The sequence below is a fragment of the Halosimplex rubrum genome (assembly GCF_013415885.1).
GTDB classification, from domain to species: Archaea; Halobacteriota; Halobacteria; order Halobacteriales; family Haloarculaceae; genus Halosimplex; species Halosimplex rubrum.
On sequence record NZ_CP058910.1, the window covers coordinates 724397 to 745637 of the forward strand.

Consider the following 21241-nt stretch of genomic DNA (forward strand, 5'->3'; position numbering starts at 1 on the left):
AAAACCAAATCCGCACTAGAGAGAAAACAATATTTCGTATAGTTTTGTGTCTAGTTGTAGAGCATCTACGTTCCCTAGTTATGGTGAAATCACTAGAGGTAATCCTAGACTAGGTCGAAATCACTGAGCCGCATCTCTTTCCGACCCCGGTCCGAGGACACATCCCGACACCGCTCGAACCGCCCCCACGGGTCTCGACCGTTCCAGTTGAAACGAAGGGGTGGGGGTTGGTGAAGTTCCGTCGATAAGTCGAGTGGACATGTGACAGCCTGTCGGAGTTCGGGAGTACCGACTCGACTCACCGACCCGTCTCCGAGCCGACGGAACCACACCGCGTTCGGCTCGCCGCACACGCTCCGTCGCGCGGGTGACATCCCGTCTCGCCCCGTCCGACATCTATCCGTCTCGCCCCGTACTATATCTTCCCTGACCGTTTTCGCGAGTGTGCTCGTAACCTGCGGTGACGGAGGCTGAACCGACCGAAATCCGGCAGTAGTATCGGAATATTTATATATGTCTGACGTAGGCTTAAGTGAGTCGGAGCGGCTTATTCGCTCAGATGCGCCCTCGCGGCGCAGGAGGATAGGATGGGACTGTTCACAGAACTCAAAGACAGTATTTCGCGGGCAGCATCGACGCTGTTCTCCGAGGAGGATCCGAAACGTATCGGCATCTACGGCCCGCCGAACGCGGGGAAGACGACGCTTGCCAACCGCATCGCCCGGGACTGGACCGGCGACGCGGTCGGTCCGGAGAGCCACGTTCCCCACGAGACGCGCCGGGCTCGCAGGAAGGAAGACGTCGAGATCGAGCGCGACGGCAAGACGGTCAACATCGACATCGTCGACACCCCGGGCGTGACGACGAAGGTCGACTACACGGAGTTTCTCGAACACGACATGGAGAAAGACGACGCCGTGCGTCGCTCCAGGGAGGCGACGGAGGGCGTCGCGGAGGCGATGCACTGGCTCCGCGAGGACGTCGACGGCGTGATCTACGTCCTCGACTCGACGGAGGACCCGTTCACGCAGGTCAACACGATGCTCATCGGGATCATCGAGAGCCAGGACCTGCCCGTGCTGATCCTCGCGAACAAGATCGACCTGGAGGAGTCGTCGGTCCAGCGGATCCGCAACGCCTTCCCCCAGCACGAGACGACGGAGCTGTCGGCCCTCGAAGGTGACAACATGGACGAAGTGTACGACCAGATCGCGGAGTACTTCGGGTGATATCATGGCGGAAGCAAAACACCCCGAAGACGAAGACGGAGTGCAGATCGACCTGATCAGCGCCGAGCGGATGGACGGCAAGACGACGATGGAGAAGATCCGGATGATCTTAGACGGCGTCCGGGACAACAACATCGTCATCCTCGAAGCCGGTCTCACGCCCGACGAGGAGTCGCGGCTCATCGAGGTCACGATGACCGAGATCAGCCCCGACGAGTTCAACGGCATCGAGATCGAGACCTACCCCAAATCGCAGGCCGACGATTCGAGCCTGCTCGGCCGGCTGATGGGTAAAGAGGAGACCAAGAAGCTGACCGTCATCGGGCCGGCCAACCAGATCGAGACGCTCCACAAGGACGAAACCCTCATCAGCGCGCTCGTCTCACGGAAATAGCCAGGTATGCCCCACCAGTGTACGAACTGCGACCGGACGTTCGCCGACGGCTCCAAGGAGATGCTGTCGGGGTGTCCGGAGTGTGGCGGCACGAAGTTCCAGTTCCGTCCGGACGGCTTCGACGGCTCCGCGGGCGGGTCCGGCCCGGCCGACAGCGGCGCCGACGATTCGGGTACCGACGACGGCGGCGCCGTCGACGCGACGGCCGAGTCGCCGCCCGACCCGACCGACCGGTCGGGCGACTCGGTGAGCCGGACGGTCGGCAACGCCGCCGCGACGGTTCGAGACCTGGTCGGCGGCTCGGCGGGCAGCGACGCTACGGAGGCCCGCCCCCCGGCGGAGTCCGGCGGAGCGGGCCCCTCAACCGACGCCGCGAACGCCTCGGACGCCGCGACCGTCGGTGCCTCGGCGGCCACCGCCGAGGGTTCGGAATCGCCCGCCTCGACGGGTGAGTCGTTCGACGACGACATCATCGTCGCCGAGTCCGAGCCCGGTACCGAGGACACCGCCCAGGCCGACGCGCGCAGTCAGCTCGTCGACCCCGACGAGATGCCCGACTCCGGAGGGTTCGACCCGACGGAAGCCGACGACGCGGTCGAGGAGGCTGACCCGTCACCCGGCGACGCGGCGACCGACTCCGTCGAGGACGGGGTCGACGAACCCGCCGACGACGGAGCCGAACCTGCCGATATCGACGGTTCGGCCCACGGGGTGGCCGACGGTGACTCGGCGGACGAGCGCACCGTCGCCGAGGAACCGGACGCCGAGCGGGCGGACCGACCGGACCTGGCCGAGTTGCGCGAGGAGCTCAACGACCAGTTCGAGAGCATCCGCGTCCTCGAACCCGGCCAGTACGAACTCAACCTGATGGAGCTGTACGACCGCGAGGAGTACATCATCGCGCTCCAGGAAGACGGTCGCTACAGCATTCAGGTACCCGAGACCTGGCGTCAGGCCGACGCCTGAACGGCTCCTCCTGCGCCGCTCGACGCCCCGGTTTCGACTCGACAGCTTTCGTATCGACGATTCCACAGCGACGGTTCTACGCCGACGATTCCGTATCGACGATTCCGTATCGACGATTCCATATCGACGATTCTACAGCGTCCACTTCGAAGCGCCGCGATCTCGCGATCCACGGCCACGGCGGCGAGGATGCGCTCCGGAAGTAGCCGGTGCAGGCACAATCGTTATACTCTCGGCCGTCGATACTCGGGCCAACGGAGGATATCCGTGACTCACCAGCGTTCACACCTCGAGGAGTGGGCGTCACTGCTCGACGAGCGAGTGTCCGAAGAAGCCCTCGACGAGGGTCGCCCACCGGACGGTCGCGTCGACCGGTCGGAGCCGCGCCGGGGCGGCTAACTCGTCAGCGCCGGGTCGTCGTCACGCTCCGCTCGACGCCGTCACTCCTCGCTGGTCATCTGATCGTACTGGTCGGAGAGCTTCTCGGCGGCGTCGTCCATCAGTTCCCGCTCGTACTCGGAGAGTTCCCACTCGACGACCTCCTCGACGCCGTCGGAGCCCAGCTTGACCGGGACGCCGAAGGCGGTGTCCTCGTAGCCGAACTCGCCGTCGAGGACGAGCGAACCGGGGAGCACCTCGCCGGTGTCGCGGAGGATGGCCTCGACCATGTGGGCGACGCCCGTGGCGGGGCCCCACTCGGTGGCGCCCTTGCGCTCGATGACGTTCATGGCCGACTCCTGAAGATCCTCGAGGATGGCCTCGCGCTCGTCGGCGTCGAACTCGGGGTCGCGGCCGTCGACGCGGACCTTCGAGAACACGGGGACCTGCGCGTCGCCGTGCTCGCCGAGGATGGTCGCCTCGACGTTGCCGACCTGCGTGTCGAAGCGCTCCGAGAGGACGTAGCGGAAGCGCGCGGAGTCGAGGCGGCCGCCGAAGCCGACTACTTTCTCGCGTGCGCGCGAGCCCGTCTCGTAGAGGTGGCGGTTGAGCAGGTCGACGGGGTTGGAGGTGGTGACGGTCACGAAGTCGTCGTTGTGTTCGGCGAGCGAGGAGCCGATGTCGTCCATGATCGGCGCGTTGTCGCCCGCCAGATCGATCCGGGTCTGGCCGGGCTGGCGCGGGATACCGGCGGTGATGACGACCACGTCCGAGCCGGCGGTGTCCTCGTAGGTGCCCTGCCGGACGGTCGTGTTCGAGTCGTAGGCGACGCCGTGGTTGGCGTCCGCGGCCTGGCCGATCGTCACGTCCTCCTGGTCCGGGATGTCCACGAAGAGGAGGTCGTCGACGATGTCCCGAAGCGCCAGATTGTACCCCGCTGCCGCCCCGACGGTGCCCGCGGCACCGACGATGCTGACTTTCGTCATATCACGTCAAACTGTGTCACGTTCAGGGGGTAAATCTATCGAAACCCGACCGTTGGCCGCGTCGTTCGTCACTTCTCGATTCGACAGTCGTCGATCCGATCGCGGTCGGCGGGGGGCCGACGGTGGGGGAACCGTGGCGACGGTCTTTTTGGCGGTGGCCGGTATCCTACGGGTATGAGCGACTTCGACAAGGAAGCCGAGCGCGAGCGGCTCCGCGAGAAGTACGAAGAGGACAAGCAAAAGCGGGAGGCCAGCGAGCGGATGAGCGACCTGCTCCTGAAGGGCGCGACGATGACCAACGCCCACTGCAACGACTGCGGCGACCCGATCTTCCGCTACGACGGCGACGAGTTCTGTCCCACCTGCCAGCGCGTGGTCACGAACGACGAGGCCGTCGAGGAAGCCGCCGAGGGCGAGGGGCAGGTCGACGAACCCGTCCAGACACCCGACGAGGGCGGGGACGCCGCTCCCGCCGAGGCGGACGGGACGACCGCCCAGCCCTCGGCGACGGAGAACGGCGATACTCCCGACCACATCGAAGTCAAACAGCCCGACGGTCCCGCCGTCCGAACCGGCGGGGACGAGACCGGTACCGAGCAGGCGACGGCCGAGGGGCCGAGCGCAGACGCCGGCCCCGCGGGTGACCAGCAGCAGCCGACCCAGTCGCAGCCGACCCAGTCGCAGCCGACCCAGTCGCAGTCGACCCAGTCACAGCCGACTCAGCAGCGGTCGACCCAACAGCCGTCGGCGTCCGGGCCGGCGGGATCCGCGGTCGCCGCCGGCGCCGGCGACGACTTCGGCGCGGCTCGCGCGTCGCTGGTGCGAACCCTCCGGAAACACGCCGAGCGCGCCGAGAACGCCGACGACCCGCGCCGCGCCCGCGACCACCTCGCGGCGGCACGCGAGGCGGCCGAGGCGCTGGGCGCGCTGTCCGGGTCGTACTGAACGGAACCGTCCCACCGCGCTTTCCCCTCCTGCGGCCGATCGTCCCGGTCGACAGCCGTCGTCCCTACGTTCCCAGTGCGTCCCGCCCCGCGTCGAGCGCTTCGGCCGGGCTCGGACACTCCTGGAGCGTCTCCCCGCCCTCGGTGTGGACGAGCCGCGGGAACTTCGAGCGCGTGTCGAGGACCCCGATCCCCGGCAGCGTGTCGACGCCGACCTCGATGTCGGAGAAGGCGTCGAACCGCGGCGTCCCGTCGGTCATCGCCGTCGCGGCCCCGGCGTCGGCGTCCGCGGCCGACGGCCCCTCCGAGGAGTCGGCGAGGACGGGATAGGTCAGGTCGTACCGGCGCCGCCAGTAGCCGGCCCGCTCGGCGGTGTCCGGGAGCGCCCCGACGACGGCGATATCCTCGGCGGCGAACTCGTCGAACGCCTCGCTGTAGGCCGTGGCGCGCTCGCGTGATACCTGACAGTAGTGGTCTCGCAACAGGAGTACGACCACGGCGTCGAACTCGCCCGCGAGATCCTCGCTCGCGACCGTGTCCGGCCCTGGCCCCCCGTTCGGCAACTCGAACCTGACGATCCATTGCATGCCGTCGCTCATCTGTGGCCCCCTGTTGGTACCGGCTTTGAACCCGGGGGTAATCGTTGTTCGGATCGTTCGGAATCTCGACTCGAAACGAAGGGGTGTCGAGGCCGGGACGCCGCCGGCCGGTCCGACGGTCGGGCCCCGCAGTCACCCGTCGTAGTCGCTTCCCACCACTTCGCGGATCCGTTCGGCGGTCACCTCGCCGACCCCCTCCGCAGCCACGAGTTCGTCGGCGCCGGCGGTCATCACGGCCTCGACGCTGCCGAACTCGGCCAGCAGGGATTCGGCGGTTACGGGTCCGACTTCGGCGACGCTGGCCACGACGTACTCCTGCTGTTCGGCCAGCGTCTTCGAACTCTTCTCGCCGTGGACGCTGACCGTGCGGTCCTCGTCTTCCTGCTCGCGGGTCGCGACGGCCGCCAGGAGGTCCCGGGTCTCGTCGGCGTCGGCCGTCCGGAGGACGCTCGCGCCGAAGTCCACCGCTATCGAGGCCAGCGCACCGTGGATCGCGTTGGGGTGGACGTTGCGCTCGCCGTAGAGGTCCTCGCCTTCGACGACGACCACGGGTCGGGCGTAGTAGCGGGCGGCGTCGGTGAGTTGCTCGAACAGCGAGCGCTCGTCGTCGCCGGTCAGCGTGTCGAGGAAGTCCGCGACGGTCTTGCGCTCGACGACCACCCGGTCGGAGAGCACGTAGTCGCCGACCGCCAGCGTCTCCAGGCGCGTCACGACCCCCTCCTGGCGCGAGAGGTCCTTCGCGATCGACGCGTCGAGCTCCCGCTGGTCGACGACGATCTCCACGGTCTCGCCGTCGTCCGCGCTCGCCGTCGCGATCTCGCCCTCCGGATCCTCGCGGTCTGCGGTGCCGTCGGAACCCCCCTCGCCGTCCACAGCGGTACTCCCGTCTTCACCACCCCCCGACCCGCCACCGGCGAACGCGTCCAGCCCCGCCTGGCCGTCGCCGTCACTACCGCCGCTGTCGTCGCCGTCGGACGTTTGCGAGTCGGTTGCGGACTCCCCGGTTTCGGGTGCGGCGTCGCCCGCCTCCGATGCGGTTTCCCCGTCGTCGGCTGCGGGTTCGCCCTCCGTTTCGTGTGGAGCCGAACCGTCCCCCGCTGCCCTGCCGGCACCACCGCCGGCGTCGGCGAACTCGTCCATCCCGGTCTGGGTGAGCTCGCTCTCGATCTCGCCGGCCATCGACTTCAGCGAGCGCAGTTCCTTCTCCATGCGCTTCTGGTCGTTGCGGGCCTTCCAGAAGTAGGCCTCGTCGCGGGTGTCCTCCGCGAGCAGCACCGAGACGGCGCCCTCGGTCTGGCGGCCGGTTCGCCCCTTGCGCTGGATCGCCCTGATCGCGGTCGGGACGGGCTCGTAGAACAGCACCAGGTCGACCTCGGGCACGTCCAGGCCCTCCTCGGCGACGGAAGTCGAAACGAGCACCTCGAACTCCCCGGCGCGGAACTCGTCTAAGGTCTCCTGTTGCTCGGTCTGGGTCATCCCGTCGCTGCCCTCGGTGTCGGACTGGCCGACGAACTTGCGGGTGGTGAAGTGCTCGCCGAGGAAGTCAGTCAGCGTCTCGGCGGTGTCCCGGGACTCGGTGAAGACGATGACGCGCTCGCCGTTCTCGATGCCGAGCGTCTGAGCGAGGAGCATCCGTGTCCGCCTGAACTTCGGGTGCAGGTCGTCGTAGTCCTCCGCGCGCCGGATCGCCTCTCGAACCTTGGGCTCGGAGATCATCCGCTGGTCGGCCTTCGAGGCGCCCGAGGAGCGAGCGGCCTGTTTCTGGCGCTCGAAGTAGCGTCGGAGGCTCTCGACGCTCTGGGTCTCGGCGTAGGTCACCGCGGTCCGGAGCTTGCGGATCTCCGCCAGGAAGCTCATCCCCTCGTAGCCCTCCGACTGGTCGTTGTTCATCAGCTCCCGGAGCTTGCCCTGGATCGTCTGGATCTCCCGTTCGGACACGTCCGGCTTGCTGGTGTTCGTGACCCCCAGGTCCCGCAGCTTCGACAGCCGGTCGGCGATCACGTCGTTGATCGCGTCGCGGAGCTCGACGACCGTCTCCGGCAACTCTACGCGCTCCCAGTCGACGGTGGTCTCGTGAGTGTAGGTCGACACGTCGGCGTCGTCTTCGGTCATCACCTCGACCTGGGCGAGCCCCAGGTTCCCGCAGACTTCGAGGATGGCCTCCTCGTCGTCGCCGGGGGAGGCGCTCATGCCGGTCGCCAGCGAGTCGCGGGCCTGTTCGTGGTAGCGCTCGGCGATGTAGTTGTAGGCGTAGTCGCCGGTGGCGCGGTGGCACTCGTCGAAGGTGCAGTGGACCACGTCGGTCAGGTCGACGCGGTTGCCGACGAGGTCGTTCTCGACGACTTCGGGGGTCGCGACGACGATGCGGGCCCCGTTCCACAGCTCCGCGCGGTCGTCGGGGCGGGTGTCGCCGGTGTAGACGACGATCTCGTCGTCGGGGACCTCCAGGGCCTCGCGGTAGAACTCGGCGTGCTGGGTGACCAGCGGTTTCGTCGGCGCGAGCAGCAGCGACTTGTTCACCACGTCGCCGGCCAGCCGGTCGGCGGTCACCAGCAGGCTCACCGTCGTCTTACCCAGCCCCGTGGGGAGACAGACCAGGGTGTGTGTCTCCAGCGCCGCGTCGGCCAGCTTGCGCTGGTAGGTCCGGTCTTCGAGAAAGCCGTCCGCGAGGAGCGGCCCGGAGACCCCCTCGCCGTCGCCCTCGTCGGTCGTCGCCATTTCGTGTGGCTTGGCCCCGCCACCCGATAAGGGTTCAGATACCACGGCGGAAGTGGAACGGCGGCACTCCCCGACGCTTCAGGTCGCGTTCACCAGTCGCAGTTCTCCGCCGTCCCCGCTCTCTTCGAGGCGAGCATTGGGGAGCCGGCAGGGCCACTCGTCGAAGTCGACGGGGAGGTCGCTCTCGCCGTCGCGCCAGCGGTCGTAGTCCACGTCTTCCCAGTTGCGGTCGTAGTCGGCGCGGTCGCCCCACCCCAGCCCGTTCCAGGTGTTCTCGTCGAGCTCCGGCGAGGGTTCGAGGTAGAACGCCGCGCGGTCGGCGTCGAAGTCCACGACCGTCCCGACGGGTTTGCCGCGGTCGCGAACCTGAACGCCGAGGTACGACTGCCAGTTCGGGTCGTCGAGCATACCCGCATTTGCCCCGAGGCCCGGATGAACGCCGGGCCTGCCGTGGCAAGCCCCGAGACGCGGCGTCGGGGCCGCGAGCGGTCGGCAGTCGCTCAGAGCGCGCTCGCGGGCAGGAACTGTATCGCGAGGGACATCGCGGCGGCACTGGCGAGTGGGATCGAGAGGTTGTCGTCGATCACGTACCCGCGGATCACGGGCTTGATGCCGTCGGCGACGGTCGCGGCGGCGCCGCCGAGGACCGCCGCGATGGGGGTGACGAACGGGACCGCCAGTAGCGTCGCGACGGCGAAGGTCACGAGAAGCACCGTCACGTCCTTCGCGGTCCGCAACTCGCCCGATCCGAGCAGTCCCGAGACGGGGTCGGCGATCGTCAGCATCAGGATAGCGGGGACGGCGACCCTCGGGTCGAAGGCGAGCGCGACGACGGCCATGCCGAAGACGGCGAGGAAGTAGCCCGCGAGGTTGTCCTGTTCGTACTCGCGGGTGAGTTTCTCGTAGACCCACCAGTCCAGTCCGACGACCAGCCGAACGACTTCCAGCACCAGCGCGACGGCGAGTCCGCCCACGAGGAGCGCCTGGACGTGGACCCACTCCACTGCCGGCACGAGCACGTAGGCCAGCGGCACGGCTGTCCCGCTCGCGTGGACCAGCCGCCGGAGTATCTCGTCGCGCATTGGTGAGAGCGGGTCGCCCGGTCCCGGGCGAGGGTTACAGCTCCGCGAACGCCAGGTCGCCCTCACGGAGCGCGTCGAGCGTCTCCGGGAGGGCCTCGACGTCGACGCGCTTCTGGGCTGTCGTGTCCCGTTCGCGGACCGTCACGGTGCCGGGTTCGCCCTCGTCGTCGTCGCGGGCCTCGCCGATGGTCGCGTAGTCGACGGTGACGCAGAACGGTGTGCCGACCTCGTCCTGGCGGCGGTAGCGCCGGCCGATGGCGCCCGAGTCGTCGTAGGCGACCGAGAGGCCGCGCTCGCGGAGTTCGGCGGCGACCTCGCGGGCCTCCTCGCCGAGGCCGTCGCGGTCCATCAGCGGGAAGACGCCGACGGTCGTCGGCGCCACTTCCGCGGGGAGTTCGAGGAAGGTTCGTTCCTCCCCGTCGATCTCGTCCTCGCGGTAGCAGTGGTCGAGGACGGTGTACAGCGCGCGGTCGATACCGAGCGACGGCTCGACGACGTGGGGCGTGATGTGCTCGCCGGACTCGGTGACTTCCTCGACGGCGAAGCCGGTCTGCCCGACGGGCACCTCGTGGGAGTCGCCGTCGACCTCGACGGTGACCGTCCCCTCGCCGTCGGCGTCGGTCTCGGCTTCCCGGAACGCGTCCGGATCTTCCTCGGCCAGCGCTTCGAGCGCGTCGGCCACGTCGCCGGCGGCGCCGCCGAACTCGGGCCCGAGGTAGCTCATGTCGGGGTCGACCGTGGGGCGTTCGACGGTGATCGGTTCGTCGTACTGTTTGAACACCGTGTAGTCCTCGTCGGAGTACTCGTCGTGTTTCGAGAGGTCGTAGTCCCCGCGGTAGGCGAAGCCGGCGATCTCCACCCAGTCACCCGTGACGTAGCTCTCGGCGTCCCAGCAGTCGGCAGCGTAGTGGGCGAGTTCGCCGGACAGGTGCTGGCGGAACCGGAAGCGGTCCATGTCGACGCCGATGCGCTCGTACCACTCCGTCGCGACGCCGAGGTAGTAGGCGATCCACGGGTCGGTGACGACGCCCTCCTCGACCGCCTCCCCGATCGTCAGCTCTCGCGGCTCGCCCCCGTCGGCCTCCTGAGCCTCGGCGCTGTAGAAGGGCGCGACGACGTCCTCGACCGTCGAGAGGTCCGGTTCGTCTTCCTCGGGGTCGATGAACAGTTCGAGTTCGGCCTGCGTGAACTCCCGGACGCGCACCAGCGACTTCCGGGGGCTGATCTCGTTGCGGTAGGCCCGGCCGATCTGCGTGACGCCGAACGGAAGCTGGTTGCGGGCGTACTCGGCTAGCTGGGGGAACTCGACGAAGATTCCCTGTGCGGTCTCGGGGCGCAGATAGCCCGGCGAGGACGAGCCGGGACCGATGTTCGTCTCGAACATGAGGTTGAAGTCCTCGACGGCCTCGCCGGCGAGGCCGGTGCCGCAGTCGGGACAGACGAGTTCGTACTCGGCGATGATCTCGCCGACGCGTTCCGGACCGAGCGCCTCGGCCTCCTCGTAGTCGGTCTCGTCCTCGACGACGTGGTCGGCGCGGTGGGACGCCCCACACTGGGGACACTCGACTATCATGTCGTCGAAGCCGTCGAGGTGGCCCGACGCCTCGAAGACTGGTTCGGGCATCACGGTGGGCGCGTCGATCTCCATGTTACCCTCGCGGACGGTGAAGCGGTCGCGCCAGGTGTCCTCGACGTTGTCTTTGAGACTGGCGCCGTTGGGGCCGAAGGTGTAGAAGCCGGAGACGCCGCCGTAGGCGCCGGCGCTCTGGAGGAAGAAACCCCTGCGCTTGGCGAGTTCGGTGAGGTCGCCGCTCCGGTCCTCGCCCTCGCTCATCGAAGCGCCTCCAGCAGGTCCATGTCCCGGACGACGCCGGTCAGGTCGTCGCCGGAGACCAGGGGGATCTGCTCGATGTCGTGTTCGATCATCAGCTGGGCGGCCTCGGTGGCGGTGCGGCGGCCGCTGATGGTGACCAGATCCGTGGTCATGAACTCCGAGACGGAGCCGGCGGGGATCTCGACGTTGCGGGTGGGCATGTACCGGGAGCCGACGGCCTTGACGCTCTCCCACTTCCAGTCGTCGTCGTCGGCGGCGAGGCTGTCGCCGGTCTCCTCCTCGCCCTCGACGACACGGGCCACGTCGATGATGTCGACCTCGGTGATCATCCCGCTGGTCTCGCCGGCGTCGTCCAGCGCGACGCCGTAGGGGGCGTCGGCGTGGGAGAGCTCCCGCTCGGCGACGGGCAGCGGCGCGCCCTCGTAGACGCAGTTGATCTCGCGCTGGGCGAGTTCGTCGACGGTCACGTCGCCGTCCACGTCACCGGTGGCGATGGCTCGGACCACGTCGGTGATGGTGACGATCCCTTCGAGTCGGCCGTCGACGACGGGGACGCGGCGGGCGCCCTCGGCGAGCATGAGCTCGGCCAGTTCCGTGAGGGTGGCGTCGGCGGCGGTGGTGGGGACCGCCTCGACGAGCATGGCGAGCTGGTCCTCGTCGGGCTGGTCGATCAGCGCGTCACGGGAGACGAGGCCGCGGAACTCCTCGCCGTCGTCGCTCTCCTTGATCACGGGGACCGACGAGAACGCCCGCTCTTGGAGATACTCGAGGACGTCGTCGCGGGTACCGGGTAACTCGACCGTGACGAGGTCCTCGCGGGGCGTCATTACGTCTGCGACGTTCATAGTACAGCGTACTCCCAGCCCCAAATACTAAGACCTTACACTTCACCGCTCGCACGAGCGTCGGCGCGAAAATACCGGGTGTCGCTCAGTCCTCGGCGAGCGGGAGCGGCTCGTTCTCGGCGACGACCTCCAGCGCGATGTTCGTCGCGATCGACTCGATGTCGTCGTCGACGAGCAGCTCCTTGATCCGGGCGTTCAGCGACGCCGTGTCGGTGAACTTCCCGATCGCGATCACGTCCTGCGAGCCGGTGACCTCGTAGACGCCGACCATGTTGCCGGCGTCGGCCAACTCCGCGACGACCGCCTCGATCCCGCTGCCGGCCACGTCGAGGTTGAACACCGCGGTCACCGCGAACCCGAGCGCGCCGTAGTCGATGTCGGGCCGGTAGCCGTCGATGACGCCCTCGTCTTCGAGGGTCTGTACGCGCTTGGTCGCGGTCGCGGTCGCGATTCCGACCTCCGCGGCGAGTTCGTTCGCGCTCGCCCGACCGTCGGCCAGCAGCGCGTCGACCAGCCGCCTGTCCGTCTCGTCGATGTCGACCATTGCGCTCTCCGCCCTCCGGGTCCGTTAGACTGCGTCCCGGCCGGTCTTGCCCGTGCGGATCTGCGTGGCGCCCTCGACGGGCAGGACGAACACTTTCCCGTCGCCCTTCTCGCCGGTGTTGGCGCCCTCGACGATGGCGTCGACCACGTCCTGAGCCGGGATGTCCGCGACGACGCACTCGATTTTGACCTTCTGGTGGAGGTCGACGACGTACTCCTCGCCGCGCCACTGCCCCTTTTTCGCCGGCTGGGAGCCCCGTCCCGAGACGTTCGTCACCGTCAGCGACGGGGCGCCGATCTCCGCCAGCGCCTGCTTCACGTCGCCGAGCTTGTCGGGGCGGACGACCGCGACGACCATCTTGATCTCGCCGTCGTTGGGTTCGTCCTCGCCGCCGTCCGTGCGAATGTCGTGTTCGTTCGTGTCGATGCCGCCGTCCGTGCGAATGTCGTTGTCGGTCATGGTCGTGGTCTCCGTGTTCGCGTGGTCGTCCGTCTCGATGTCGTCGGTCCCCGTGTCGTCGTTCATCGGTCAGTCACTCCGTTCGTCCGTCGTGCGTTCGGCGGGGACGGGGGTCTCGCCGCTCACGAACCCACCGTCGGCGACCGCGGCGCCCTCGTCGCCGAACTCGGGGTAGGTCTCGACGCCGTGTTCGCTCACGTCGAGGCCCTCCTGCTCGTGTTCGCGGCTGACGCGGGCCTGACCGAGCGCCTTGAGGACGCCCCAGACGAGGCCGGTCATCACGACCGTCCAGGCGACGATGACGACGACGCCGGTCAGCTGGGCGAGGAACATGTTGACGCGGCTGGTGCCGCCGAGGTAGCTCGGCGCGACGACGAGCGGCAGCATGAGCGTCCCGATGACCCCCGCGCTCCCGTGGACGGGGAACACCGCACACACGTCGTCGATGTTCAAGCGCTTCTCGACGAAGCTGAAGACGACGGGCAGCTGCGCGCCGCAGACGCCGCCGACGAGGAACGCGCCCCACCACGAGGAGGCGTGGGGGATGGCGGTGATGCCGACGAGGCCCGCGAGCAGGCCGTTGGCGACGTAGAGGGTGTCGACCTTGCCGGTCTTGGCCCACGCGACGCCGCCGGCGGCCATCGCGCCCGCGGCCATCGCGAGCGTGGTCGTCATCGCGACGCGGCCGAGCTGCTCGCCGAGGAAGGCGCCCTCACCGTTGAAGATCGCCGAGGTGCCGACGTTGAAGCCGTACCAGCCGAAGGCGAGCATCAGCGTGCCGAGCACGGCGAAGGTCATCGAGTGGCCGGGGATGACGTTCGCGGAGCCGTCGTCGTTGAACCGACCGATGCGGGGGCCGAGCACCCACGCGGCGGTGAGGCCGGCGATGCCGCCCATCGCGTGGACGACCGTCCCGCCGGCGAAGTCGTCGAAGGCGACGCCGAACGTCGAGCCGACGAACCCGTCGATGCCGAGCAGGCCGGCGTCGTACCAGGCCATCCCGGAGACGACCGGGTAGATGACCGCGGCCAGCAGGAACGTGTACGTCACGTAGGCGCGCAGCTTCGCGCGGCCCGCGACGGCACCCGAGACGATGGTCGCGGCGGTCATCGCGAAGACGGCGCCGTAGAGCCAGTCGATCCAGCCCGTGCCGCTGGAGCCGAACGCCGGCGCGAAGCCGCCGCCACCGACGGCGCTGTCGACCCCGGCACCTATCAGGAAGAACACCGAAACCCCGACCGACCAGGTCAGCAGGTTCTTGGTCAGCTGGTTCGAGACGTTCTTCGAGCGCACCTGGCCCGCCTCCAGCATGGCGAAGCCGGCGTGCATGAAGAAGATGAGGAACGTCACGACCAGTACCCACGTGTAGTTGATCGCGTCTATCAGCGTCTGGGTCTCCGTCTGCAAGGCGGTGAGTTCGAGCATGTGTTGTGTGATTGTGGCGCCGACCGGTTTCGGATCGTTCAGTCGAACGCTGTTTTGCCCTCCGAACGTTTCGGAGAGTACGGGAGAACTGTGCGGAATCACATCGTATAAGGGTTGGCTTTAAAATAGGGCAGATTTCAGGGATTCCGTAGACACTCGTCAAAATTATGGTAGAGTATTATCCATTTAAGGTTGTATTCCGTCCAGAAACGGTGGGTTGACACGCGTCTAATTTGGACGCTCGTAAACCGGGAAAGGCGGCAAAATCGGCCTATCAGGGGGGTAGACGCTCTCGCGCGTTCGACGTGACGATCGGACGCGAGTGGAGCGGAAAGTGATCGGCTGTGCTCAGGCCGCGGGGACGACCGTTACTCGTCGGCGTCGACCGGGAGGCGGTCGTACTCGCAGACGGTGTCGAGGACGATGCTCGTCCGGGCCGAGCGCACTTCGGGGTGGGTGAGCACCGACTTGATCTGGGCGTTCAGGGCTTGTGTGTTCTCGAACTTCCCGACGGCGACCACGTCGTCGCTCCCGGTGACCTCGTAGACGCCGACCATGTTGCCGGTGTCGCGCAGGTCGTCGACGACCGTCTCGAGGCCGGCGCCGTCGATGTCGAGCCGGAAGACAGCCGTGACCTCGTAGCCGAAGGCGCCGTAGTCGACCTCCGGCTGGTAGCCGTCGATGACGCCGTCCTCTTCGAGGCGCTGGAGCCGCTTGGTCGCGGTCGCGGTGGCGACCTCGGCCTGCTCGGCGAGTTCGCTCGCGCTGGCGCGCCCGTTGTCGAGCAGGGCGTCGATGATCCGCCGGTCGGTGTCGTCCAGATCAGCCGACATCGAATTTCAGACGGCCTCTGGCCCCGACTCGCCGGTCCGGACCTGAACGGCGTCCTCGACGGGCAGGACGAAGATCTTGCCGTCGCCGGGCTCGCCCGTCTGGGCGGCGTCGGCGATGGCGTCGACCACGTCCTGTGCGGGGATCTCGGAGACGACGCACTCGATTTTCACTTTCTGGTGGAGGTCGACGACGTACTCCTCGCCGCGCCACTGGCCCGTCTTGGCGGGCTGGGAACCACGACCGGAGACGTTCGTCACCGTCAGCGACGGGGCGCCCGCCTCCGCGAGCGCCTGTTTCACGTCGCCGAGCTTGTCGGGGCGGACGACCGCGACGACCATCTTGATCTCGTCGTCACTCATCGGTCTCACCCCCGTCGACCGCGGTGGACGCGTCGACTGCGGTGTCGTCCGTGACGCCGCCGTCGGTCCGAACTTCGCCGCCGTCCGCGCTCACGGCCGGGCTGTCGCGGCTGCCGCCGGCGGTGAACTCGGGGTAGACCGAGACGCCGTGTTCGCTCTCGTCGAGGCCGGCCTCCTCTTCCGCCTCGGAGACGCGCAGTCCGAAGAGGGCACCGGCGACCTTGAACGCGACGGCGGTGGCGAGGATGGTCCAGACCGCGATGACGAGACAGCCGGCGACCTGCATGATCAGCTGGTCGACGCCGAGGAACGTGTAGCCGCCCGTGCTCGTCACGCCGAAGACCGGGATGAGGATGGTCCCGATGGCGCCGGCGCTGCCGTGGACCGCGAAGACGCCGCAGACGTCGTCGATCTTCAGCGAGTCGACGACCCAGCGGTAGGTCGGCAGGACCAGCGCGCCCGCGAGGCCGCCGAGGATGACGCCGCCCCACCAGGTGACGTGGGGAACCGCGCCCGTGACGGCGACCAGGCCGGCGAGCAGACCGTTGGCCGCCCACAGCGGGTCGGGCTTGCCCTGCCACGCGTTCGAGACGACCATGGCGGCGACGCCGCCGGCGCCCATGCCGAGGGTCGTGTTCAGGACGACCTGGCCCAGCGCGCCGCCCATGAAGGTGACGCCGGAGTCGCCCGCCGAGAGGACGGTCGCCTGCGTGCCGACGTTGAAACCGTACCAGCCGAAGGCGAGGAACATCGTGCCCAGCACCGCGAGCAGCATCGAGTGCCCGGGGATGGGCTGGCTGTTCCCGCTGGAGTCGTAGCGGCCGGCCCGCGCGCCGACCATCTTCGCGCCCACGAGACCGGCGAGGCCACCGACCATGTGGACGACCGTCGCGCCGGCGAAGTCGAGGTAGCCGACGCCGATGGCCTGCCCGAGGAACCCGTCGGCGGAGAGCAGACCGCCGGCCCACGTCATCCCCGTCACGACCGGGTAGATGACCGCCGTCATCGCCGCGGCGATGAAGACGTACGCCGAGAAGTTCATGCGCTCGGCGACCGCGCCGGAGACGATGGTCGCGGCGGTCATCGCGAAGACCGCGCCGAAGAACCACCCGATGTACGCGCTCGGGTCGTTGACGTGGCCCCACGCACTCGCGAGGTCGAACGCCGTCCCGGGGGCGGTCAACTGCCCGACGAGGGTGCTGACCGCTGCACCGAGAGCGAAGAAGACCAGCACACCGAGCATCCAGTCGGTCATGTTCTTCATCAGGACGTTGCCGACGTTCTTCGCGCGGACCTGCCCGCTCTCCAGCAGCGCGAAGCCGGGCTGCATGAAGAAGATCAGGAAACAGACCACGAGGATCCAGACGTTGTTCACCCCGTCGGCGACCGCGCCCGGGTCCAGCTGGAGCACCGCGTCGGCCGCCGGCGCCAGCAGCGCCGCCGTCATGAGGCCGTCACCTCCGCCCCGTCGGAACGCCCCGAATCATCTTGATGATCGCATACCTTTCCACCCGTTCTCACTACGTTCGTAGTGTACATCTCGATTGAGGGTCATGGAATGCTACTACATAAGGGTGTGCTTGAAAAATACGTAATTCTGAACGCATAATGAGACGGGTGTCAGAAGTATCCCATGATATTATGGATATAAGGCCATTGTTCGTCCAGATATCTGGCCGTTCGTCCGGTCGAATCGAACGTTCGTCGACCGGTTCGCGGGGGAACGCGGGTCGATCCGCGACGTTCGGCTCGCGCGCGGCGGTCCCAGCGGGTCGCGCGAATTGTGCCAATCCGTGGTCTTATTTACGTTGCGGAATGTCGTAAATCCGATTACGAATGTCTGGTTATACTCCGAAGAACATACTTGCCTATGGTGGTATCGGCGCTATCGCTGTCGCTTCTGGCTCCTCGGGATCGGTACGATGACGGTCGGGGAGCAGCGGGTCCGGTCGGAGGCGGAGCGAACCGACCGCGACGAGCAGATGATCGCGAACGCGGCCGGCGCGCTGGACGTCGTCAGGACGGCGTCGGCGACGGTCGACACGGAACTCGACGCGATCGCCGAGGCGGCGAGCCGCCAGGTCGGGGAGGTCGATTCGGCGGTCGACGACGTTTCGTCGCTATCGGCGACGATCGAGGAGGTCGCCGCGACGGCGACGTCGGTCAGCGAGCAGTCCGAGCGCGCGGCCGCTGAGGCCGCCGACGGGCGGGGGTCGGCCGCCGAGGCCACCGAGACGCTGCGGGAGGCCCGCGAAGCAGGGCAGGCGGCGCTCGAACGGATCGACGCGCTCACGACCCAGATCGACCGGATCGCGGAGGCGCTCGCGGGGATCGAGGACATCGCCGACCAGACGAACATGCTCGCGCTGAACGCGAGTATCGAGGCGGCCCGCGCCGGGGACGGCAGCGACGGGTTCGCGGTCGTCGCCGAGGAGATCAAGTCCCTGGCCGGGGACTCCCAGTCCCAGGCCGACGACATCGATTCGCTGCTGTCGGACGTGCGGGTCGCCACCGACGAGACGGTCGCCCAACTCGAACGGGCGGTCGAGCGGATAGACCGGGCGAGCGCCCGCGCCGAGGAGACGAAGGCGGCGTTCGACGACGTGACCGACGCCGTCGAGGAGACCGCCGCGGACATCGGGTCGGTCTCGGCGGCGGCCGACGAGCAGGCCGAGACGAGCGAGCGGGTCGCCGCGACGGTCGAGACCGTCGCCGAGAGCGCCCGGAGCGTCGAGCGCGACATCGAGACGATCCGCGATGCCCGGAGCGAGCAGACGGAGATGCTGGCCGAGATCGAGGAGGCCCTGGAGGGCGCGGGCGGGTCCCGCGACGGCGAACTCGCCGATGCGGCCCGGATCCCGACGGGAGTCGACGCCGTCGACGCGCTCTGTGACGGCGGGATCGCTCAGGGCGCCCGCGCGGTCGTCCGTCACGACGGGTCGCCGGCGGTCGACCGACTGCTCGCCCAAGCGTGTGCGGCCGCGATCGCCGACGAGCGGGCGGTGTCGCTGTCGCCGCCGCCCGGCTTCGAGCGAGGGACGCTCGACGCCGCGCTGGACGCGGTCGGGACCGGCGTCGGCGAGGCGCTCGCGGCCGACCGGCTGTTCGTCCTCGACATGTTCGACGAGTGGAGGGGCGGCCGCAACGTGTTCGACCTCGACCGCCGGTCGCTGGGCGAGGTGAACGAACGCACCGCCGAGCGGCGCGACCGCCCGCTCTTGGTGGTCGGGAACGTCGCCGGCGAGATCGAGGTCCTGGGCGAGCGGACCGCCCGGGCGGCCCGCTACGACAACGACGACGGGGTCTTCGAACCGACCGACACCGTGGTCAACGTCGTCGACGACAGCGCCGTCAGCGAGTCCTTCGCGGCGTTCTACGACGGGGCGGCCGACCAGGTCCTGTCGGTGAGCGGCGAGGACCGCCCGACCGTCGAACTGGCGACCGCCGTCGGCCGGGGCGGCGGGGGGAGCCGTCGGCTGACGGTGTCGTCGGAGCCGCCGTTCTTCGCCGTCGCCGACGGTGGACCGTGACCGGCACTGACCACCCCGCCGAGCGGTTCGAGGCGCTGTTCGGGCTCATCGACGACGCCGTCGTCGAGGTGGAGGTCGCGGACATGCGCCCGGTCGTCCGCGCGGTCAACCCCGGGTTCGAGTCGGTGTTCGGCTGGTCGGCCGAGACCGTCGTCGGCGAGTCGCTCAACGACTTCATCGTCCCGGACGGCCGGGTCGAGGAGGCGGTCGACCTCGACCGGCGCACCGCCGACGGGAAAGTCAACAGCGAGACGGTGACCCGGCGGACGGCGGACGGACTCCGCCAGTTCATCTACCGCGGGATCCCCTACGAGCGCGACGACGGCGGCCGGGGCGGACTGGCGATCTACACCGACATCACCGAGCGGAACCGCCGCAAGCGCCACCACGCGGTGCTCCACCGCGTCCTCCGGCACAACCTCCGCAACGCCCTGACCGTGATCCTCGGGAGTGCCTCGGAGATCGAGCGCCGAGCCGACGACCCGCTCGTCGAGCAGGCGCGGCTCACCCTCTCGGCGGCCGAAGATCTGGAGCGGCTCAGCGACCGCGCTCGCCTCGTCGAACGCGCCTTCGATGACGAGGTCGACCGTCAGGTGGTCGACGTCGCGGCCCTCTCGCGCTCGGTCGCGACCGCGGCCCGGGAGGCGGCGGACTCGGCGACGATCACCACGGAGCTGCCCGACCGACTGCCCGCCCTGGCCGGCGGCCCGATCGAGGCCGCGCTGGAGAATCTCCTGTCGAACGCCGTGATCCACGGCGGTGAGTCGCCGGCCGTTCGGATCGTCGGCCGGCGAGCGGGCGACGCGGTCGAGGTCGAAGTCGTCGACGACGGACCGGGGATCCCCGACGGCGAGCGGGCGGTCGTCTTCGAGGACCGACCGCTCACCCAGCTCTCCCACGGGACCGGACTCGGTCTCTGGCTGGCCAAGTGGGCCGTCGAGTCGTGTCACGGCCGCATCGACCACGAACGGACCGACGGCGAGACCGTCGTCCGCGTGACGCTTCCCGCGGCCGACGCGAAGTGACCCCGGACGTCGACGCGGCCACCTTCGCTCGCGCGCGGCCCGCTACAGCCGCCGGGCCACGTCCTCGGCGAAGTAGGTGAGGATCAGGTCCGCGCCCGCCCGTTTGATCGACAGCAGCGACTCGCGGGCGACCCCTTCGAGGTCCAGCCACCCCTTCTCGGCGGCCGCGTGGAGCATCGCGTACTCGCCGGAGACGTTGTAGGCGGCGACCGGATGGTCGAAGTGCTCGCGCACGTCCGCGACCACGTCCAGATAGGGGAGCGCCGGCTTGACCATCAGCACGTCGGCGCCCTCCTCGACGTCCAGGGCGACCTCGCGCATCGCCTCGCGACCGTTGGCGGGGTCCATCTGGTAGTGGCGGCGGTCGCCGAAGGCGGGCGCGCCGTCGGCGGCGTCGCGGAACGGCCCGTAGAACGCCGACTCGTACTTCGCCGCGTAGCTCATGACCGGCAGCGACTCGAACCCGCGCTCGTCGAGTTCGGCGCGGATCGCCCCGACCATCCCGTCGGTCATGCTGGAGGGCGCGACCATGTCCGCGCCCGCCTCGGCGTGGGAGGCGGCGGTCTTCGCCAGCAGGTCGAGGGTCCGGTCGTTGTCGACGGTCATGTGCGGGTCCGCGCGGGCGTCGTCCTCAACCACGCCGCAGTGGCCGTGGTCGGTGTACTCGCAGAGACACACGTCGGTGATCACGTAGGCGTCGGTCTCGTCGGTGATCGCCCGGACGGCGCGCTGGACGACGCCGTCGTCCGCCCACGCACGCGAGCCCTCGGCGTCTTTCGACTCGGGGATCCCGAAGATCATGACCGCCTCGACGCCGGTCTCGCGGACTTCGCGGACGCGCTCGACCGCCTGGTCGACGGGCACGCGCTCGTGGCCCGGCATCGACTCGATCGGGACTCGTTCGTCGGTCGTCGCGTCGACGAACACGGGGGCGATCAGGTCCGACGCCGAGAGCTCGGTCTCTCGCACGAGCGGGCGGACGCCGTCGCTCCGGAGTCGCCGGGGTCGGCGTGACATGTCCATACCCGCATTCGTCGTCTCGGGGTAATCAGGGTAGCGACCCGGCGGCGCCGGGCCCGGTCGAGCGGCG

At 68.7% G+C, this 21241-nt stretch carries 18 protein-coding genes and 1 pseudogene; 6 read left to right on the forward strand and 13 right to left on the reverse strand.

Annotated elements, in window-relative coordinates; translation table 11 throughout:
• The first annotated feature begins 587 nt into the window (after positions 1 to 587).
• From HZS55_RS03685 to HZS55_RS03695, 3 genes are read left to right on the forward strand one after another with little or no spacing between them, the layout of a single operon-like run.
• Positions 588 to 1229 carry an Era-like GTP-binding protein gene (locus HZS55_RS03685; protein WP_006882467.1) on the forward strand — a complete coding sequence of 214 codons (642 nt, stop codon included), beginning with the start codon at positions 588 to 590 and terminating at the stop codon, positions 1227 to 1229.
• Between the two features lie 4 nt (positions 1230 to 1233).
• A complete protein-coding gene (locus HZS55_RS03690) occupies positions 1234 to 1623 on the forward strand; it encodes a DUF2073 domain-containing protein (RefSeq protein ID WP_123535269.1) in 390 nt (129 codons plus the stop codon).
• A gap of 6 nt (positions 1624 to 1629) precedes the next feature.
• The gene (locus HZS55_RS03695) at positions 1630 to 2589 is read left to right on the forward strand and encodes an OapC/ArvC family zinc-ribbon domain-containing protein (RefSeq protein ID WP_179910398.1); all 960 of its coding nucleotides are present in this window, start codon (positions 1630 to 1632) and stop codon (positions 2587 to 2589) included.
• A 440-nt stretch (positions 2590 to 3029) separates the two neighbouring features.
• Here HZS55_RS03695 and mdh read toward each other — a convergent pair whose 3' ends face one another.
• On the reverse strand, positions 3030 to 3953 hold the full coding sequence (mdh, locus tag HZS55_RS03700; protein ID WP_179910399.1) for a malate dehydrogenase: 924 nt from the start codon (positions 3951 to 3953) through the stop codon (positions 3030 to 3032).
• Between the two features lie 174 nt (positions 3954 to 4127).
• On the opposite strand from mdh, the gene HZS55_RS03705 reads away from it, so the two are divergent.
• Positions 4128 to 4898 carry an Sjogren's syndrome/scleroderma autoantigen 1 family protein gene (locus HZS55_RS03705; RefSeq protein ID WP_179910400.1) on the forward strand — a complete coding sequence of 257 codons (771 nt, stop codon included), beginning with the start codon at positions 4128 to 4130 and terminating at the stop codon, positions 4896 to 4898.
• Positions 4899 to 4962: 64 nt separating this feature from the next.
• On the opposite strand, the gene HZS55_RS03710 is transcribed toward HZS55_RS03705, so the two are convergent.
• The 11 genes and pseudogenes from HZS55_RS03710 to HZS55_RS03760 all read right to left on the reverse strand — a co-directional run bounded on the left by HZS55_RS03710 (position 4963) and on the right by HZS55_RS03760 (position 17043).
• Positions 4963 to 5496 (reverse strand): redoxin domain-containing protein, encoded by a 534-nt coding sequence (locus tag HZS55_RS03710; RefSeq protein WP_179910401.1) that lies wholly within the window; start codon positions 5494 to 5496, stop codon positions 4963 to 4965.
• Positions 5497 to 5628: 132 nt separating this feature from the next.
• A complete protein-coding gene (locus HZS55_RS03715; RefSeq protein WP_179910402.1) occupies positions 5629 to 8214 on the reverse strand; it encodes a DEAD/DEAH box helicase in 2586 nt (861 codons plus the stop codon).
• A gap of 78 nt (positions 8215 to 8292) precedes the next feature.
• Positions 8293 to 8622 (reverse strand): hypothetical protein, encoded by a 330-nt coding sequence (locus tag HZS55_RS03720; RefSeq protein WP_179910403.1) that lies wholly within the window; start codon positions 8620 to 8622, stop codon positions 8293 to 8295.
• 92 nt (positions 8623 to 8714) lie between these two features.
• The gene (locus tag HZS55_RS03725; RefSeq protein ID WP_179910404.1) at positions 8715 to 9296 is read right to left on the reverse strand and encodes a diacylglycerol/polyprenol kinase family protein; all 582 of its coding nucleotides are present in this window, start codon (positions 9294 to 9296) and stop codon (positions 8715 to 8717) included.
• A gap of 34 nt (positions 9297 to 9330) precedes the next feature.
• A complete protein-coding gene (glyS, locus tag HZS55_RS03730) occupies positions 9331 to 11130 on the reverse strand; it encodes a glycine--tRNA ligase (protein ID WP_179910405.1) in 1800 nt (599 codons plus the stop codon).
• On the reverse strand, positions 11127 to 11975 hold the full coding sequence (locus tag HZS55_RS03735; RefSeq protein WP_179910406.1) for a CBS domain-containing protein: 849 nt from the start codon (positions 11973 to 11975) through the stop codon (positions 11127 to 11129). Before HZS55_RS03735 ends, glyS begins: the two co-directional genes overlap by 4 nt.
• 85 nt (positions 11976 to 12060) lie before the next feature.
• Positions 12061 to 12519 carry an Lrp/AsnC family transcriptional regulator gene (locus HZS55_RS03740; protein WP_179910407.1) on the reverse strand — a complete coding sequence of 153 codons (459 nt, stop codon included), beginning with the start codon at positions 12517 to 12519 and terminating at the stop codon, positions 12061 to 12063.
• 24 nt (positions 12520 to 12543) lie between these two features.
• A pseudogene (locus HZS55_RS03745) lies at positions 12544 to 14403 on the reverse strand (ammonium transporter).
• Between the two features lie 368 nt (positions 14404 to 14771).
• The gene (locus HZS55_RS03750; protein WP_179910408.1) at positions 14772 to 15236 is read right to left on the reverse strand and encodes an Lrp/AsnC family transcriptional regulator; all 465 of its coding nucleotides are present in this window, start codon (positions 15234 to 15236) and stop codon (positions 14772 to 14774) included.
• Between the two features lie 6 nt (positions 15237 to 15242).
• Complete coding sequence (locus HZS55_RS03755) at positions 15243 to 15596, reverse strand: P-II family nitrogen regulator (RefSeq protein ID WP_179910409.1); 354 nt, start codon at positions 15594 to 15596, stop codon at positions 15243 to 15245.
• A complete protein-coding gene (locus HZS55_RS03760) occupies positions 15589 to 17043 on the reverse strand; it encodes an ammonium transporter (protein WP_179910410.1) in 1455 nt (484 codons plus the stop codon). Before HZS55_RS03760 ends, HZS55_RS03755 begins: the two co-directional genes overlap by 8 nt.
• A 475-nt stretch (positions 17044 to 17518) precedes the next feature.
• Between HZS55_RS03760 and HZS55_RS03765 the strand changes: the two genes are divergently transcribed.
• Positions 17519 to 19126, forward strand: a complete 1608-nt coding sequence (locus tag HZS55_RS03765; protein WP_179910411.1) for a methyl-accepting chemotaxis protein — start codon at positions 17519 to 17521, stop codon at positions 19124 to 19126.
• Positions 19123 to 20151 (forward strand): ATP-binding protein, encoded by a 1029-nt coding sequence (locus HZS55_RS03770; RefSeq protein ID WP_179910412.1) that lies wholly within the window; start codon positions 19123 to 19125, stop codon positions 20149 to 20151. The genes HZS55_RS03765 and HZS55_RS03770 overlap by 4 nt, the downstream gene beginning before the upstream one ends.
• Positions 20152 to 20193: 42 nt before the next feature.
• Here the strand turns inward: HZS55_RS03770 and hemB are convergent, their stop codons facing one another.
• On the reverse strand, positions 20194 to 21174 hold the full coding sequence (hemB, locus tag HZS55_RS03775) for a porphobilinogen synthase (RefSeq protein ID WP_179910413.1): 981 nt from the start codon (positions 21172 to 21174) through the stop codon (positions 20194 to 20196).
• Between the last annotated feature and the right edge of the window lie 67 nt (positions 21175 to 21241).